This window comes from Acidobacteriota bacterium, assembly GCA_040754075.1.
GTDB lineage: Bacteria > Acidobacteriota > Blastocatellia > UBA7656 > UBA7656 > JBFMDH01.
Genome location: JBFMDH010000002.1, coordinates 76,641 through 94,495, shown reverse-complemented (window position 1 = coordinate 94,495; position 17,855 = coordinate 76,641). Strand labels below are relative to the sequence as shown.

Sequence of the window (17,855 nt, the reverse complement as noted above, 5' to 3'; positions counted from 1 at the left end):
ACGGCTCGAAAGGTATAGCGATGTCTCTTTATCAAAAAATCATTAACACCGATGCGCCTGCTGCCGTGATAATCATCCGGCTGATGGTTGGCGCAGTTTTTCTCTCGGAAGGCATACAGAAATTTCTCTTCGCCAGTGAACTTGGAGTGGGGCGGTTTGCAAAAATCGGCATCCCCAATCCAGATTTTTTTGGACCTCTGGTTGGCACCTTTGAAATTCTTTGCGGCACGCTGGTTCTTTTAGGACTGTTTACTCGCCTGGCACTGGTTCCCTTGTTGATCATCATCTCGGTTGCCATTGCCACAACCAAACTGGCGATGTTGCCGGAAAAGGGATTCTGGACAACCGCCCACGAAGGACGCACCGATTATGCAATGTTCCTCAGCATCATCTTCCTGCTCATTGTTGGTGCGGGCGTGTGGTCTCTGGATGCTCGCCTTGCAAAGCGGCGCGATAACTCATGACCGAAGCCAAAAAATCGGAAGCGACAACTTCCACGCCCAAACGGACATCGCTTACAGAACTCGCCAGGCTTTTTCTCAAATTGGGAACTATCGCCTTTGGCGGCCCGGCGGCGCACATTGCCATGATGGAAGACGAAGTGGTGCGGCGGCGGCGCTGGCTGACGCGCGAAGAATTTGTTGACCTGCTCGGCGCGACCAATTTGATTCCCGGACCTAATTCAACCGAGATGGCAATTCACATCGGGCACAGGCAAGCGGGTTGGCCCGGGCTTGTGATTGCGGGCAGTTGTTTCATTCTTCCGGCGGCGTTGATCGTTACGGCGTTTGCCTGGAGCTATGTGCGCTACGGTTCGCTGCCGCAAGTTTCCGGCATTCTCTACGGCGTCAAGCCGGTGATTATCGCAGTGGTTTTGCAGGCGCTCTGGAGACTGGGGCGCAGCGCGATTAAAACCCCGTGGCTTGCGATTATCGCTTTGGTGGTTGCGGTCTTGAATTTTTTCGGCGTCAATGAATTGCTGCTTTTACTTGCTGCCGGAATGGTTGTCGGCTTTGGCAAAAAATTTATTGAACGAATCAAAGAAGCAACCCACAATTTGTCTGCCTTTTTTTCTGCGATTCCTTTGGCGGTGGTCGGGCAAACTGCTACGTCCTCAGACCTGACCAACGGCGCAGCATTCGGGTTATGGCATCTGTTTCTCTTCTTTCTCAAGGTCGGCGCGGTGCTCTATGGCAGCGGCTATGTGTTGCTGGCGTTCATTCGCGCTGATCTGGTCGAGCGTTGGCGCTGGTTAAGCGAATCTCAGCTTTTGGATGCCGTCGCCGTCGGACAGGTGACACCGGGACCGGTGTTCACAACGGCGACGTTTATTGGTTATGTACTCGGCGGCGGCATGGGCGCGTTGATTGCCACGGTAGGGATTTTTCTTCCGGCGTTTTTCTTTGTGGCAGTGAGCGGCCCGTTGGTGCCACGCCTACGTCAATCGAAAATCGCCAGCGCCTTTTTAGACGGCGTCAACGCGGCATCTCTGGCATTGATGGTGGTCGTAACCTATCAACTCGGAGGCGCGGCGCTGGTGGATATTCCGACCCTTGCTCTGGCAATTTTAAGCGCCGGTTTACTTTTGCGTTTTCGTGTGAACTCTGCCTGGCTGGTTCTCGGCGGCACCATCATCGGCTGGTTACTTTACGGGCGACTGGGATAGCCAACGAACTGAATAAATTGTCCTGACCGTAGACGCGAAGAAAAAACCGACTGAAGCGCAAATTATTTCTGCTTCACATATTGCTTTGTGGAATCAGGGTTGCCATTGAAGTCGATTCGCACCTGACGGTCTCGCCAATGCAAAACAATATTCCGCCATTCATATAGCCGCGGAGGTTCCGGCAATCTCAGTTCGTCTAAACCAGAAATCAAGACATTGGCACACTCGATGTTGAAAAAATGCCGATAAACCGGGCTTATTCTTAATGTATCGTGTACCAAGCTGCTGGATTCCGGTTTAGCGTCATTCAGTAGCAAACTCCCGGAAATAACCCGACCGGCGCACTTGATCGTCACAGAGAGGTTTAAGCGATTTTTCACACAGTCAGTGGGGGATTTTTCTCCCTCCCCATCATTTGCCTGCCCGTTTATTGTCTGCTGAGGGTTAAACCGGCTGGCACACCCTTTGCTAAATCTTGCCTATAATTTTTTTTGCAAATCTATAAAGGGGTGGCTTGATGTCCACAGTAACCGAAAAAATTAAACTGCAAAACAAAACGCTTCTTTGCGGAGCTAGTGGTTCGATGTCCACAGTAACCGAAAAAAAGACCGCAGGCTTTGACCTTTTGCGCCTCTTAGGAATTCGCCAGTTGATTTTATGGCGCGGGTTTCCCTACATCTTTCAGGCAGCAATGCTATTGGTTTTTGCAAGCCTTATCATTTTAGGTTGGGAACGGTTTGCTCCTGCGGGAGTCAATGAAAAGCTATTTGCTAAAACGCATCTTGTCACCTTGCTGGTTTGGGGGTTATGGTGGCCCGCAATGGTTTGGGTGGCAGTGATTTTCGGACGTGTCTGGTGCTCAATCTGTCCGCTCGAATTGGTAAGCAATTTCAGTGAAAGACTGGGGCGACGAATTGGCATCAGGCAGCGACCGCTGCGCCGCTGGGTTACTTCGGGCGCGGTAATTGTCGCTTTGTATGCCCTCATCCAATTATTGGTAGCCGGGGCTGACATCCATCGCGTCCCCGCTTACACCGCATTGTTTCTGCTTGGGCTGCTGGTCATGGCTTTTATTACCAGCTTGTTCTTTAGAGACAGAGCCTTTTGTCGCGGCTTTTGTCCGGTTGGGCAATTGCTGTCGGTTTACGGGCAAGGCGGTATGCTTGCGGTTCGTGCCGATTCTGAGACCTGTCGAACCTGTACAAGCAAAGGTTGCCTCATCGCTTCCAACCGCAATAATCTTGATGCGCGCAGTTGCCCAAGTCTGCTCAATCCACCAAAACTAAATAGCAATCGCGAGTGCCTCATTTGCACACAATGTATCAAGTCCTGCGAGCCGGACAATATGCGATTGTTGCTGCGCTGGCCGTTTCATTCGGCTGACACGCGCGAGCCTTTAGCAAATTTGCCGACGACGGTTTTTGTGATGCTGGTATCCGGCTTTGTCATCTGGGAACTATTTACTGAATGGCCTGCGGCTGAAAAAGTCTTTTTAACCGCTCCGCACTGGTTGAGTCAGCAAATCGGTGTGGAATGGCTTACGGGTTATCTGGAAGGTTTCTGGGCGCTCGGTGTTGTTCCTCTGGCGCTGTGGCTGGTAACGGGTTCGATAGTGAAAGTTTTTGACAACCGTACGTCTCTTCGTTTGGCTTGGCGCAAACTCGCTTTGCCGATGGCGGTCGTGGTATCGGCTGGACATATGGCTAAAGGATTGGCGAAGTTCGTTTCCTGGGCAGGTTTTCTACCTTATGCCGTGAAAGACCCCAACGGTTTAGACACGCTCCAGGGGTTGGCAAACAAAACCATTGCGATGCCTGCGTCCCTCTTATCACCGTTGACAAGTGTAGTGGTGGCAGTCTGTTTGTTGGGCATCGCGCTGGGTCTCTCGCTTAGGGAGATGAAATTAAGCCATCCGCAAACTCGTTACATTTACTTTGTGCCGCCCGTGGCAATAGCCGTCGGCTTTCTCTTCATTGTCGTTGGCTGGACATTCAAATAAGCTGAAAAAATTTTCCGACGTTGCGCCTGCGCTGTTTCATTCATCAATGCGCCGCGTCATTGTCTCTCGACCAAAATTTTGTAATCCGAATTTTTGAAAACATCACGCAATATGGCTGTCGGCAGTGTGACCTATGGTAAAAATCCCGATGGCGCATTTCTCAAAGCAATTTTTCCATATACAGTTTCGCCGGGCTTTCTCTGTAGGGCGGAATTTCGCGAAAGCCCAGTCGTTCATAAAATTCAACGGCGCGTTGCTGCACGGGCGGGTCATAAACTTCAAGCCAGATGCGCTCGTAGCCTGCGGCTTCGGCAAACTGCAACAGGGCATCGGCAATTTGCTTGCCCCAGCCTTGGGCGCGATAAGCTTTTAAAATCCACATGCGTTTAAGTTCGCAAATATCTTCGCTGAGGCGCTTGATTGCTCCGGTGCCGACGACTTCATCATCATCAACGATGGCTAAAAATATTCCGCCGTTATCATAGTAATAAGTTTCGAGTTCATTGATGTCTATGAATTCATCCATCGCCTCGAATTCTTCTTCCATCTCCTCGGCGGTTTGATGAAACTGCCAGATTTCATTGCAGACCTCAGCCATCACGCGACGCGCGGCGCGGCTTTCACTGGGATGTAACGGGCGGATTTCAATCATTGATTTATTGAATCAGCGAACCATCAAGTTGTCGTTTCATTCTTCGCTTTAAAATTTTTGGCGCGGTATCCGAAGCATCCGTGCAGCCGCGAATGATCAGGCAATCTGACGGAATTTCAATGCTGTCTTCGTTGACCTGATCCCAATTTTCAAAATCATCGGGCGGCGTATCATCACGAACTTCAACGGTGACGGGAAGTGTCATATTGCGCGCCGTTCCCATCGTCATCATTCGCTCGCCAACGGCAAAAAGATTTTCAATCGCTTTGTTATTCCAATCAATTATATCCCTGGCAAACCGCTCATCTTTCAGGTTGATTTGAAAGTCATCGGCAAAGATGTGGAATTGATAAGCAGGCATGGGGATTATTTATTTTTCCCAAAATTTATATCGAGGGGTTTCAAAGCGATCAACATAGTCTTTCGAGACTTTCAAACCTGCGCCAGTTAACTCCATCACCCGACGCATGGCTTCGATTTTATTTCCGCTTCTAACCAAATCGCGAATCTCTTTTTCAGCCTCAGGCGGTAAGGTAATGTCGTCAGTCTTTTTATTGTATGGATAAAGTGGCATTGGCTTTTTCAACAGATTAATTATGTAGTGTGAAAGTCAGAGAATAATTTCACACTACATAATTCTTATAAATACATTTACGCTCGCGGCGCGTTTTTGACGACTTTCTGTTTCTTCTCGTCGAAATACAGGACGCGACCTTGCCGATATGACTCAACGCTCATGGCGATTGCCGTCATGGTCTTGTAGCCGGTGAGCGCATCGAGTCTGGGCGTTTCGCGACTCTTGACGCAGCGCAGGAAATTCGCCATGTGCGATTCGCTGTTTTCGCATTCCCAGACCACTTCGTTCTGCCCGTATTTCTCGGCAAACTGTTTTTGAAAAGCGCGTTGCGGGGTGATGGTGATTTTACTGACGCGCGCTTCAAACTGCCCGTTCGGATTAATCAAAATCGTGCCTTCGTGCCCGCGCAGTAGCCCCGGTATATGCGTGTCATTTGCCATCGATGAACTAATCACCACGCAGTGACCTTGCGCGTAATCGGCAGTCATCGTGAAGGTATCGGGCACTTCGCGTTCATCTTTGAAAACATAGATGCCGCCGCTGCCGGTGACGCGATAAGGAAATTGCGGTTCGCCCCAGCAAATCTGCATCGGAGCCATTACGTGATAGAACAGGTCGGTTGCAATGCCGCCCGAATAGTCCCAGTATTTTCTGAAACGAAAGAAGCGGTCGGCATCAAAGGGGCGTTTCGGCGCATCGCCAAGCCACATCTTCCAATCAATAAAATCATCGCCCGATTTATCGGGTCCCGCGTTTTTATCAATCGGCCAGTTCCATTCGCCATTCGTTGAATTGCGATGGAAAGAGCCTTGGCTCATGATGAGTTTGCCAATCATGCCGTCTTTAATCGCTTTGCGAACTTTCCACCACTGGTCTGAACTGGTGGTTTGTGAACCGACCTGCAAGACTCGTTTAGTCTCTTGAACCTTCTCATAAATCTTGCGCGCTTCATCGACGGTTTTGGTCATGGGTTTTTCAAGGTAAACATCTTTACCGCGTTCGAGCGCGTCAATTGCCATCCTGGCATGCCAGTGGTCAGGCGTCGCGATTAACACCGCATCAATATCTTTGCGCTCCAACAACTCGCGATAATCCATGTAGGTGTCGCAGGCGCTGCCTTCGCCGTACTCTTTCATCACGAATTCCTTGGCGAGTCTGAGGCGTTTGGCGTAGACATCCGACACCGCCAAAGCGCGTGCAGGGGTTGCGGCGTCTTTGCCGGTATCCATCGCCCATTTCAAAATGTCGCGCCCGCGTCCGCCGCTGCCAATCAAGCCGAATTGAATATGCCCATTGGCAGGGGTGCCATAAACCGAACGGGCATCTTTTAAAATCGTCATCGCCGCGCTCGCAGCCACAGCGGTTTTGACGAAATCCCGGCGATTGACTTTGGTTTGCGGATTTTCTGGTTTCAATTCAGACATCATTACTCTCCCATCGTTTATATTGGTTTAATTGCCCACTGTTTCGTGAGGCGAATACTAAGGCAGGCAGGCGCGAAACTTCAAGCAGGCGGAAAGAAATGATGAACCACAGAGACACCGAGGCACAGAGAAAAATGAATAGGAACAGGCGAGAGGAATCGGGCGGTGCAAATTCTCCCTTTCTCCCCTTCTCCCTTTCTCCCCTTCTCCCTTTCTCCCTTTCTTCTTCTCTGTGCCTCGGTGTCTCTGTGGTTATTTTATGACTATGCGCGTTTCGCAATTCATCAGCAACGACAGACTGAACCAGAGGCGCTAGACTTATGAATGATGATTTGTTATCACTTGGTTACCTGAACCTTGCAAAGCAAAGGAGCGTTTATGAAAAACCTCAATGACCGCGTAGCCATCATCGGCATGGGCTGCACGAAATTCGGCGAACACTGGGACAAAGCCGCCGACGATTTAATTGTTGAAGCGGCATTTGAAGCCTTTGCAGATGCAGGCATTGCCCCCCCGCAAATCGAAGCCGCATGGGTTGGCACGCTGACTTCGGGCGTGAGCGGACAAACCCTTTCAAAACCTTTAAAGCTGCAATACATTCCTGTCACCCGCGTTGAAAATATGTGCGCCACAGGTCAAGACGCGCTTCGTAACGCCGCCTTTGCCGTCGCCGCCGGGGCGTATGATTTGGTTCTCGTCGTTGGTTTTGAAAAGCTGAAAGATTCCGGTTATTCGGGACTTCCGGGCGCGCCGTCAAGCGTGATTGGCGCGGGCAACACCGCGCCCGGAGCATTTGCGCTTTCCGCCAATCGCTACTTTCACGACTATGGCGCGGACAAAGAGACGCTTGCAAAAATTTCCGTCAAAAATCATTACAACGGAGCGCGCAATAAAAAAGCCCATTTTCAAAAAGAGGTTTCGCTTGAACAGGTGATGCGCGCGCCGATGATTGCTTCGCCGCTCGGTCTGTTTGACTGTTGCCCGACCACGGATGGCGCAGCCGCAGCGATTATTACCCGCACGGAGCTTGCGTCGCGCTTCAAAAAAGATTTTGTGACCATTAAAGCGATGGGACTTGCGGTCGGTCCCGGCACCGGAAAACTCGATACCGCTTTCAACTTCACCAGTTTTCCTGAAACCAAAGCGGCAGCCCGTCAAGTCTATGACCAACTCGGTATCCGCGACCCGCGTAAAGAAATCAGCATGGCAGAAGTCCACGATTGTTTTTCCATAACCGAGTTAATCATCTACGAAGATTTGGGACTTGCGGAACCCGGCAAAGCCAAAGCCGAGGTTGATGCCGGAGCCTTCACCTTGCAAGGCGACACCCCGATTAATACCGATGGCGGGTTGAAATCATTCGGTCATCCGATTGGCGCAAGCGGACTGCGGATGCTGTATGAAATTTACCATCAACTGTTAGGTAAAGCCGGTGAACGACAAGTGAAAGATATGAAACTCGGGCTGGCGCATAACCTCGGCGGCAATCCCGGCTCCTTCACCTGCTCAATCATCGCACTCGGTCATCCCTAATTTGCGTTCGTCCGTTCTTCTTGCGTGCGAAGAAACAAACTGCGACTTTCAGGCGTAGTTGAATAGGAATTCATCAATCAAGCTGAGGTCAAGATGAGCACCGGCACAGGGGCATACGCAGAACACCATTTCAGGAAGGTCATCCCGGGCAATATTGAAACGGTGCGACAAAGGCTTTCGGATGTTCTGGAAGATTTCAACTATATTGTCATCAGCGACAATCCGCTACAAGCGAAACGTCCCGAACAAAAAAATATGTGGATTGCCAACATCCTCGAATATGATGCCCGTTTAACCATTGCCTTGAAAGCCATCAGCCCAGCCTCGACGCTGGCGACCTTTGACTATGAAGTGGCATACATCTTCAACAAAGGCGATATGCTGGCGCTTGAACGCGAAGCCGATGCGATCATCGCCCTCGCCACTGCGCCGATTAACAAAACCATCTGTCCGGCTTGCGAAACCGAAAACCTTGGCGCGGTGCGATTCTGTCGCGCCTGCGGCACCCCCATCGCCCTTACCAAACTTCCTGCCGAACTTGAAGTGATGCGGCTTACGGCGGGACTGAGCGCCTCGCAAATTGAAATTGTCATGGGGCTTTTATTTGTATTTTTGACCTTGCTGGTTGCCTTACCGTTAATCTTTCTCGGCAGTCTCAAAGCGTTAGCAGTTGGCTGGATTCTCTTTGGCGCCGGTGAATTGTTGGGTGCGGTGATTTTGGCTTATGGATTGCGCCGCCTGCATAAAACCATCAACCAGACGATACCGCAGGAGATTCAACCCGGATTGCAACGAGTCACGCAGATGCAAGAGCCTGTTGTTTTGCCGCCGCCGCCAGACCAATTGGCGCTCGCGCCGCAACCGCCATCGGTTACCGAAGGCACCACCGAATTAATTAATCAACCCGAGAAGACTCCCGTCGCTCTCAAACAAGCGAAAAACACGGATGCGATGGATAGTTGAAATCTCTGCATTCTCGGTGAAGTCCTTCCCCACTTTGCCTGAACCGCTTTTCCGATAACCGGTCTCGCAAAGTATCTTTGCTAACCGACAGGCTGCTCAAATACAACGGCGTTCATTTTTTTACTTCAAGCGGCGCGAATTTGAGTGGCGCAAGCTGGATGCGCGTGGTCGAAAGTTTTTGCCCTTTCATAAATTCCAGCATCACCTCTTTAATTTGTGGCGACGATAAAAACAGCGGGTCACTATGCACTGCGCCTTCGATAATCAAATGCTGACTGTTGGGAAAACCGCGACGCGCTTCTTCGGCATTGCCGACAGGCGTTCGCGCGTCAAACGTGCCGCTGATAAACAGAACAGGAATTTTCGCTTGCGGATTTTGGCGAAACCTTTCGCCCAAATCGGGACTGCCCCAGGCATCGCAAACATAAGGGTGCGGCAAATCAATCACCTCTTCAAGCAAAGCCTTTTTCGCTTCGCGTTTGATTTGCTGGCGGCGTTGCGGTGAGACGCCCGAATAACAATCCATCATATAACTCATCGCCGAACCGATGCTCGATAAGCTCCTGATAAATCGCCACCAGCCTTGCGCTGCCAGTGAATAATCGCCTTTCGACATCGCATAGAACCGTTGCGGCAATAAATGTTCTTCGCCGCCAAATGAGTTGGTCGTCAGAATCTGTAAAACGAATTTATTAATCGTCACTTTAGTTTTTTGCCCGGTGCGCGGGTCGGTGACTTCAACCGTTACCGGTTCGCGTTCAACGTGCGCCAAGACCTCTTTCATCAAACCAAGAAAATCGGGAATCTCTTTACTTAAACTCGTATCCGCTTTAACCAGGCGGTCAATGTGTTCGAGATGTTTTTGAATGTTGCCCGGCAATTTAATCGTTTGATTGAGCGCCTCTGTGCCCGCCAGCATCACCCGGTCAAGGCGCTTTTCGTGGCGTTTAATCGTGGCAAGCGAAAGATGTGTGCCGTAACTGATTGCCCACAAACTGATTTTTTTTGCGCCTAAAGCTTTACGCAAATCTTCGAGATCATCGGCGCTCTCCAGAGTGTTATAACCTGCCAGATCAACGCCCGTTTTGCGCAACCGTTCGGCGCATTCTCTTGAAGCCTTTCTAAAAACGCTTAACAAACCCTCGCGATTTGTCGTCTGTTCAAGCGATAAATCAACGGTTTCGCGACAACCCAGGTTTGGCTTGGACATGCCGACGCCGCGCTGGTCAAGCGCGATGACATCGGCAATTTCGCGCAGCGCCATAAACAACGGAAACCTTGTGCCACGCGCCGCACCGATGCCTGAGCCACCGGGTCCGCCTGCCAGGTACACAATCGGCGAACCGGGATTGGCGTTGGTGCTTTTGAAGCGCACAAAAGCGAGTTCAATCAAACGACTTTGAGGATTGCGGCGATTTTCCGGGACGTATAACCTGCCAAGTTCCGCATCAACTTTCTGTTGGCTCGCGGATTCAAAAACATAAGGTTCAAGTTTTACATCCCCGGCTTTCTGCGCGTTCGCGTAAACGCCGAGACTGGCGACCACCAGCAAAGCAAAACCGATTCGCACCCCGATTGCATACACCCTCATCATTTCACCTCAAGTTGTTATTCACGCTCAGCTTTATGCAAGCGATAATCGATACCCGAACTTCGATAGCTCAAATGCGCCATCTCGCCTTTATTGCTGAGTTGCAAAACCGAGCAATAGATCTTGAATGTTTTTGAGCATATCCCTCAAATTGGAATCCGAAAGATTGGTCATGACTGCAATGACCACGCCTTTATCGGGAAAGAGCCAGAGTTCGCATTTGGCTCCGGCTTGATTGCCGTTATTCAGCACCAGACGCAGATTGCCCGTTTCCGCAATACTCCAGCCGAAACCATAGCCGGTCGGTTTTTCGTCTTTGGCGCGGTATGCCTTCCACATCTGTTCACGGGTGGCGCGTTTCATCAATTTGTCGGTGTTTACAGCGATAGCGAATTTCGCTAAATCCATTGCGGTTGAAAGCTGTCCGCCGCCGGCAATCTTGACGCTGGTGTCGAGCAGATTGGCATTCAAAATCATCCCGGCTTTCGCCTGCGTCTTGATGTCATCCGGCAACAGGGGAATCGTTGAAGGTTGCGCTTTGATATAACCCCGCGCGCGGTCTGCAATGATGACAAAATGATTGTCAACCCGCGTGTGCTGCATACCGGCGGGTTGAAACACAAACCTGTTCATATAGTCTTCGTATTTCATTCCCGATGCGCCTTCAATCGCACAGCCGAGAACGCTATAGCCATAAGTCGTATAGCTGTACTTCGCGCCCGGTTCAAATAACAATGGCTCATCTTTGAAAGCATTCAATGATTCAGTGATGGACGAATAATGGGTCGTGCTTGCCGATTCCAAACGATTTTTGTAATGACGGATGCCGCTTTGATGGGTAAGCAAAAGGCGCGCGGTGATGGGCTGATTTTTTTCGGGAAACGCCGGGCAATATTTTTGAATCGGCGCGTCAAGGTCGATTTTGCCCTGTTCGACGAGTTGCATCACCGCCGTCGCCGTAAACGTTTTGGCGATAGATGCGGTGCGAAAAGCCGTGGTGTTTTTCACCGGAACCTGATTTTCAATATCTGCCAAACCGAAACTTCCGGCGTATTGAATGCGGTTATCGACGGCAATCGCGATGGCAAGACCGGGAATGCCAAGCTTTGCCTTTTCGCTTTCAACAATCGTTTCAAGCTTTTTTATGGTGTCGGGAGGAAGTGATGTCGAGGTTTGCGCGTCGCCGTTTGTCGGGATACCTGACATCAGAACGAAGACCACTGCCAGACATTGCGCCCGCGCAACCAATCTGTTCGAGCAACTCATGAATCGTTTCATGCAAATGAATCCTTTCAGAAAAAGAGATGCCTGAATTCAGGCATTCGGCTCAACCATAACATGTGTGCTCTTTGCTGTCTTGAAGGTGATTAACCTTTTTGGAAGGCGATTAACCGAGGCGGAAGGTATTGCGATAGGCTTTCGGCAACATCCCGGTTTGGCGTTTAAACAGGCGCGAAAAATGGCTCTGGTCGGCAAACCCCGCCAGTGCGGCAATCTCTGCAAGCGGCTTATCGGTGTATGAAAGTTGTCGTGAAGCATATTCAATACGCAGTTCGCGCACATAATCGCCTATGGTGCAGTGATGAAATTTCCGAAAGCTGCGCGCCAGATGAACCGCGTGAACCCCCGCAGACCCAGCCAGTTCATCAAGCGATAAATTCTCCTGAAAGCGTTCGTGCAGTTCTTCCTTGACTTGCGTCAACCAGCGTGGCGGTTTGCAAGTTGTCTCATTCGATAAACGCCGCGAGGTTTCCGCCAGCAGTTCAAGCATCAAGCCTTGAACCGCGAGCGGTGAAACTTTATCGAGGTGGTGAAATTCATTATAAAGTTGCGTGGCAATGCGCACCGGGGGAGCATTTGTTGCTTCGACCGGCGAGTCAAGCATCGCGCTGTATTCACGCGCGTAATCAAGCCAGCGCCGGTCAATTTCCACGAGGAAATGATGACCGTTGGTGTTATGGGCTTCGGCGTGCGTGGTATCGGGCGGGTGAAAGGTAAGCGTCAAGGGGCGGCGCGTGTGTGTATACCGACCGATGGTTTCAAGGTAATTGCCGGAAATCACAAAGCAGAACTTTGCCAGTTCGTGCGAATGCTGAGGCAATTTCAACCCTGATGAATAACGGCTTTCCGTCAGGCGAAAACCCATCACCTCGAAAGCTGGCGATTGCTGACCGAAAAATTCACCTGCGGGTAAACGATGATTCATTGTGTGCTCCATTGATATAAACGGGTAATCCAGGTAGGCCGGGTGCAAAAAAGTTCCCACTCATTATGGGAATCAATGACGCATATTTTCAAGAGAAGTTGTTACACTTCTTTCAAACTTCAAAGCCATGCTATGATTGCGCCCGTTCAAGGAGAGAATCAAAATGGCTTATCTGTTGAACGAAGAAGAACAACTCATCATCGCCACGGTTAAAAAATTTTTAGAGAACGAAGTCGCGCCGGTTGCCACCGAAATGGAACATCGCAACCAGTACCCGGAGGCAATCGTCGAAGGCATGAAACAACTCGGACTCTTTGGCGCAAACATTCCCGAAGCTTATGGCGGCTTGGATTTGAGTTACACCGTATTTGCCATGATTTTTGAAGAAATCTCCCGCGTGTGGATGGGACTTGCAGGGATACTTGGCACCCATACGGTGATGGCTGATGTAATTGCGCGATTTGGCACCGAGGAGCAGAAACAAAAATATTTGCCGGTGATGGCGCGCGGCGATAAACGCGGCGCGATTTGTCTATCGGAGCCGCACGCCGGAACCGATTTACAAGCCATCAAGACCACCGCCGAACGACGCGGCAATGATTATTTCATCAACGGCTCGAAGATGTGGATTACCAACGGGCGACGCGCCGAACTCCTGTTGATTCTTGCGAAAACCGATAAGGACGTTGAACCGGCTTATGCAGGAATGAGCGCCTTTATCGGTGAAAAAGGTGAAGCCGGACTTACGGTGAGTCGCGACATCGATAAACTCGGCTATAAAAGTCTGGAGACCTGCGAATTGCTCTTTGAAGATTTTCGCGTGCCGCAAGCAAATTTAATCGGCGGCAAGGAGGGTCAAGGATTTAAGCAGGTAATGACCGGACTTGAAGCCGAACGGTTGAATGTCGCGGCGCGCGGGCTTGGCGTGGCGCGCGCCGCCTTTGAAGAGGCGATTAAATATGCCCAACAGCGGCGCACTTTCGGTAAAGCGATTTGCGAACATCAAACCATTCAAATCAAACTCGCGGACATGGCAACCCGGATTGAAGCCTCGAGACTGTTGATTTATTCGGCGGCAGAAAAAAAGGACAAAGGCGAACGGTGCGACCTTGAAGCCGGAATGGCAAAACTCTTTGCCACAGAAACCGCGCAGGAATGTTCTCTTGAAGCCATGCGCATTTTAGGCGGCAACGGTTATGCGAAAGATTTTCCGGTTGAACGTTACTACCGCGACGCGCCGCTTTTAATTATCGGTGGCGGCACCAATGAATTGCAGCGGCTGATCATTGCCCGCAATCTGTTGAAGAAATATTCATTGCACGATTGAAAGTCGAATATCGTGCTCCTTTGTAAATTGCATTTCACGCCCCTTTGGTAAGTCTGCGTCCTTCTCTGACAAAGAGACGCCAGGTTGAAGACCCCTGATAGAAAGCGATGAGGGCTTATTTTCGGTTACAGCGCATTCTACGCCTCGCATTGGTGTGCGGTGTGCTGACGCTGTTCTCAAGCCTGACCTTGGGGCAATATCGCTTTGATTCGTGGACGACCGATTCCGGCTTGCCGCAAAATTCCGTCAACGCCATCGCGCAAACTACAGACGGGTATTTATGGTTTACCACGCTTGACGGCGTGGTGCGTTACGACGGGGTGCGTTTTACGATTTTCGATAAGGGCAACACGCCCGGCATCCTCAGCAATCGCTTCGTCGGTTTACTCGAAGACCGCGAGGGCGCGTTGTGGCTGGCTACCGAAGACAGTGGCGTGACGCGCTACAAAGACGGATGGTTCACCACCTACACAACCCGCGAGGGCTTGAGTTCAGACCTGGCGCGCGCGCTCTGGCTTGATGCCAATCAGCACTTGCTGGTGCGCACTGTCGAAGGACTGAGCCGTTGGAATGGCGAACGCTTTGTTGCCGATTCGCTGTCTGCGCAGGTCTCACCGGTCAACCCCATCTATGCTGCGCCTTCCGGCGCGCTGTGGTTTTGCGATTCATCCAAGTTGCATCAACTCAAAGATGGCAAGACGGTATCTGTTACGGGTGATTTCAAAGATGTGTCTTCGATAATCGAAAGCCGCGACGGTCGTTTATGGCTGGGCACAACGACCGGACAGTTGACGCAGTTTGCAGCCGGACAGTTTACCACGTTGCCGATACCTTCCTCATTGCCTAAAGCAAACCTCAGAACTCTGCTCGAAGACCGTGAAGGGACGCTGTGGATTGGCACGGCGGGCGCGGGGTTGTGGCGTTATCGCGATGGTCAATTCAAGGTTTACACCACCGCCGACGGGCTTTCCGACAATGTCATCTTGTCGCTTTACCAGGACCGCGAAGGGACGCTGTGGATTGGCACAGGCAATCGCGGCATCAATCGCTTGAGCCGCCGGATGATTTCGGTTTACTCAACCAAAGACGGTTTGAATGCCGACAGCGTCTATCCGATTTACGAAGACCGCGCAGGCGCGATATGGCTTGGCGGATTGGGTCTCAATCGTTTTTATGAAGGCAAGTTCACCGTTTATACCGACAAAAACGGACTTCAGAATTACAACGTCACATCGTTGTATGAAGACCGCGAGGGGCGTTTGTGGATAGGCGCGGTTGCCGGTCTGAGTTTTATGCAGAATGGGCGCTTCACCAGCCTTACCAATCGCTTGCCGCTGCCGCCGCATAACTACAGCGTCTGGGCAATTCATCAGGACAGACAGGGCGCGCTGTGGTTCGGCTCCGACAAAGGGTTGCTGCGTTATGCGAACCAAAGTTTCACCCACTACACGACGAAAGACGGTCTACCGAGCGATGATGTGAAATGGATTCACGAAGACCGCAACGGGCAGTTGTGGTTTGCCACTTATGGCGGTTTAAGTCGCTTGCAGGATGGCAAATTTATCTCGCTAACGGAAGCCGATGGATTATCGAGCAATCGCGTGCGAACGATTTACGAAGACCGCGAAGGGGTGATGTGGATTGGCACTTATGATGGCGGCTTGAATCGTTTCAAAGACGGGCGCTTGACGCGCTACACCACCGCCGATGGACTGTTTAGCAACGGCGCATTCCAGATACTGGATGACGAGCGCGGCAATTTCTGGATTGGCTCGAATCGCGGCATCTATCGTGTCGGTCGCGCCCAACTCAACGATTTCGCCGATGGAAAAATTCACGCGCTCACCTGTGTTTCCTATGGCAAAGAGGACGGTCTGCTCAATACCGAATGCAACGGCGGGCGGCAACCATCAGGCATACGCGACCGGCAAGGCAGATTGTGGATAGCGACGCAGGGCGGGGCTGCGGTGATTGATGTTGCCCATCTTTCGCTCAACCCGTTGCCGCCTTCGGTGATGATTGAAGCGGTGAGAGTTGACCGCGAGAGCGCAAGTTTCAACGGGGATGTGAATATCGCGCCGGGCAAAGAGAATCTGGAGATTCATTACACCGGACTCAGTTTTATCAAGCCTGAGTTCATGCATTTTCGTTACAAGATGGAAGGGCTTGACCGCGACTGGGTGGAAGCCGGAAACCGGCGCGCGGCGTATTATCCGTATCTGCCGCCCGGCAGTTATAGCTTCGCGGTGATGGCGGCAAACAGCGATGGCGTGTGGAGCGAAGAAGCTGTGCGTCTGCACATCACGGTCTTGCCGCCGTTCTGGCGCACCTGGCGATTCACTTTGTTGATGCTTGCGGTGCTTGCGGCGCTCACGTTTTTCATTTATCGCTGGCGCGTCCTGACGCTCAAGCGGGCGCACGCCGCGCAGGAAGCTTTTTCGCGGCAACTCATCGCTTCGCAGGAGCAGGAGCGCAAACGCATTGCCGCAGAGTTGCATGATTCACTGGGGCAAAATCTTCTGGTGATTAAAAACTGGGCGATGCTTGGATTGAATGCCGCGCAGAAAAAAGAAAGCGGACGCGAAGAGTTTGAAGAGATTGCCACGGCAGCAACGCAGGCGATAGGCGAAGTCCGCGAAATTGCTTATAATCTCCGCCCGCATCTGTTGGATGAAGTGGGACTCACGGAAGCCTTGAAAGCGATGGTCAAGCGCATGGCGGCGGCTTCGACAATAGCTTTTGAAAGCGAGATCGACCCGATTGATCATCTCTTTTCCAAAGAAGCGGAAATCGGCATCTATCGCATCGTGCAGGAAGCCATCAACAACATCGCGCGCCATTCCGAAGCCACTCGCGCCTTTGTCATTATCCGCCGCGATATTGACAATGTGTTGTTGGAGATTCGCGATGACGGCAAAGGCATAGAGTCTGCGCTCAGCGGCAAAGGGTTTGGGTTGACGGGAATGCAGGAGCGCGCCCGTATGCTTGGCGGCAGATTCGCGGTGCATTCAATGGTGGGTCAAGGGACGACCATCGAAGTTCGATTAAGCGTAGAGAAAAGCCATGACGAAAGCTAACATTCGCATATTGATTGCCGACGACCACCCGGTCTTTCGCAAAGGGTTGCGGCAGGTAATCGAAGCCGAAAGCGATTTGCTGGTTATCGGCGAAGCCACGGACGGCGACGCGGCACTGGCATTTGTGCGCCAGGAAAAGCCGGATGTCGCCGTTGTTGATGTCCATATGCCGGGCAGTGGGGGCTTTGATTTTCTGCGCGCCATCAAAAAAGAAAAACTTGCGGTCGCAGTGATTTTTCTGACCATGTTCAACGATGAAACCATGTTTAACACGGCGATGGATTTGGGCGCGAAGGGTTACGTTTTGAAAGAGAGCGCCGCGAGCGACATCACCGCAAGCATACGGTCGGTTGCCGCCGGTCGTCCTTACATCAGCCCGCAGCTTTCCGGGTTTCTCTTAAATCGCAGCCAGCATGCCGCGCAATTGGTCGAGCAGCATCCGGGATTGAACAGCCTGACGCCTACCGAGAGAAGAATTCTCAAACTGATTGCCGATTACCAGAGCAGCAAAGAGATTGCCGCAGAACTCCACATACATTACCGCACGGTGGATAATCACCGCTCCAACATCTGCCAGAAACTCAATCTTCACGGCAGCAACGCGCTGCTCAAATTCGCGGTTGAAAACAGATCGAAAATTTAGATGAGATAGTAGGCAGTAGGCAGTGGTACAGACTTACAATAGCTATTACTTGCTTTTCAGTTTCTCAACTATAAATCTGCCTGCTCGCTGATTCCTCTGTCCTTCAAACTGCCTACTATCTACTGCCTACTGCTAACCACCCGTGAGAAATCACACAGAAAAAAGTGTGTCTTCTCACAGCAAAATCGTGTAACGCC

15 protein-coding genes are annotated in these 17,855 nt (G+C 51.3%); 8 read left to right on the top strand and 7 right to left on the bottom strand.

Annotated elements, in window-relative coordinates; translation table 11 throughout:
* The first annotated feature begins 20 nt into the window (after window positions 1–20).
* The 3 genes from AB1757_02505 (at window position 21) to AB1757_02495 (ending at window position 3,665) form a co-directional block, all read left to right on the top strand.
* Complete coding sequence (locus tag AB1757_02505; GenBank protein MEW6125910.1) at window positions 21–464, top strand: DoxX family protein; 444 nt, start codon at window positions 21–23, stop codon at window positions 462–464.
* The gene (locus AB1757_02500) at window positions 461–1,666 is read left to right on the top strand and encodes a chromate transporter (GenBank protein ID MEW6125909.1); all 1,206 of its coding nucleotides are present in this window, start codon (window positions 461–463) and stop codon (window positions 1,664–1,666) included. Before AB1757_02505 ends, AB1757_02500 begins: the two co-directional genes overlap by 4 nt.
* 583 nt (window positions 1,667–2,249) lie before the next feature.
* Window positions 2,250–3,665 carry a 4Fe-4S binding protein gene (locus tag AB1757_02495; GenBank protein ID MEW6125908.1) on the top strand — a complete coding sequence of 472 codons (1,416 nt, stop codon included), beginning with the start codon at window positions 2,250–2,252 and terminating at the stop codon, window positions 3,663–3,665.
* 160 nt (window positions 3,666–3,825) lie between these two features.
* Here the strand turns inward: AB1757_02495 and AB1757_02490 are convergent, their stop codons facing one another.
* The 4 genes from AB1757_02490 to AB1757_02475 form a co-directional block, all read right to left on the bottom strand.
* Window positions 3,826–4,317 (bottom strand): GNAT family N-acetyltransferase, encoded by a 492-nt coding sequence (locus AB1757_02490; protein ID MEW6125907.1) that lies wholly within the window; start codon window positions 4,315–4,317, stop codon window positions 3,826–3,828.
* A gap of 4 nt (window positions 4,318–4,321) precedes the next feature.
* Entirely contained in the window at window positions 4,322–4,678 is a 357-nt protein-coding gene (locus AB1757_02485) for a hypothetical protein (protein MEW6125906.1), read from the bottom strand.
* A 9-nt stretch (window positions 4,679–4,687) separates the two neighbouring features.
* Complete coding sequence (locus tag AB1757_02480; protein ID MEW6125905.1) at window positions 4,688–4,891, bottom strand: hypothetical protein; 204 nt, start codon at window positions 4,889–4,891, stop codon at window positions 4,688–4,690.
* A 77-nt stretch (window positions 4,892–4,968) separates the two neighbouring features.
* Entirely contained in the window at window positions 4,969–6,321 is a 1,353-nt protein-coding gene (locus AB1757_02475) for a Gfo/Idh/MocA family oxidoreductase (protein ID MEW6125904.1), read from the bottom strand.
* Between the two features lie 375 nt (window positions 6,322–6,696).
* Here AB1757_02475 and AB1757_02470 point away from each other — a divergent pair, with 375 nt between their 5' ends.
* Window positions 6,697–7,851, top strand: coding sequence for an acetyl-CoA acetyltransferase (locus tag AB1757_02470; protein ID MEW6125903.1), 1,155 nt, complete (start codon window positions 6,697–6,699; stop codon window positions 7,849–7,851).
* Window positions 7,852–7,944: 93 nt separating this feature from the next.
* Window positions 7,945–8,814, top strand: coding sequence for a zinc ribbon domain-containing protein (locus tag AB1757_02465; GenBank protein ID MEW6125902.1), 870 nt, complete (start codon window positions 7,945–7,947; stop codon window positions 8,812–8,814).
* 112 nt (window positions 8,815–8,926) lie between these two features.
* Here AB1757_02465 and AB1757_02460 read toward each other — a convergent pair whose 3' ends face one another.
* The 3 genes from AB1757_02460 to AB1757_02450 all read right to left on the bottom strand — a co-directional run bounded on the left by AB1757_02460 (window position 8,927) and on the right by AB1757_02450 (window position 12,611).
* Window positions 8,927–10,408 carry an alpha/beta hydrolase gene (locus tag AB1757_02460; GenBank protein MEW6125901.1) on the bottom strand — a complete coding sequence of 494 codons (1,482 nt, stop codon included), beginning with the start codon at window positions 10,406–10,408 and terminating at the stop codon, window positions 8,927–8,929.
* Between the two features lie 87 nt (window positions 10,409–10,495).
* Window positions 10,496–11,671, bottom strand: coding sequence for a serine hydrolase domain-containing protein (locus AB1757_02455; protein ID MEW6125900.1), 1,176 nt, complete (start codon window positions 11,669–11,671; stop codon window positions 10,496–10,498).
* Window positions 11,672–11,792: 121 nt separating this feature from the next.
* A complete protein-coding gene (locus tag AB1757_02450) occupies window positions 11,793–12,611 on the bottom strand; it encodes an AraC family transcriptional regulator (GenBank protein ID MEW6125899.1) in 819 nt (272 codons plus the stop codon).
* 163 nt (window positions 12,612–12,774) lie between these two features.
* Here AB1757_02450 and AB1757_02445 point away from each other — a divergent pair, with 163 nt between their 5' ends.
* From AB1757_02445 to AB1757_02435, 3 genes are all read left to right on the top strand, one after another.
* Complete coding sequence (locus AB1757_02445; protein ID MEW6125898.1) at window positions 12,775–13,938, top strand: acyl-CoA dehydrogenase family protein; 1,164 nt, start codon at window positions 12,775–12,777, stop codon at window positions 13,936–13,938.
* Window positions 13,939–14,045: 107 nt separating this feature from the next.
* Window positions 14,046–17,015: a two-component regulator propeller domain-containing protein gene (locus tag AB1757_02440; protein ID MEW6125897.1), complete on the top strand. Its 2,970-nt coding sequence runs from the start codon at window positions 14,046–14,048 to the stop codon at window positions 17,013–17,015.
* Window positions 17,002–17,658, top strand: coding sequence for a response regulator transcription factor (locus tag AB1757_02435; protein ID MEW6125896.1), 657 nt, complete (start codon window positions 17,002–17,004; stop codon window positions 17,656–17,658). The genes AB1757_02440 and AB1757_02435 overlap by 14 nt, the downstream gene beginning before the upstream one ends.
* The last annotated feature ends 197 nt before the right edge of the window (window positions 17,659–17,855 follow it).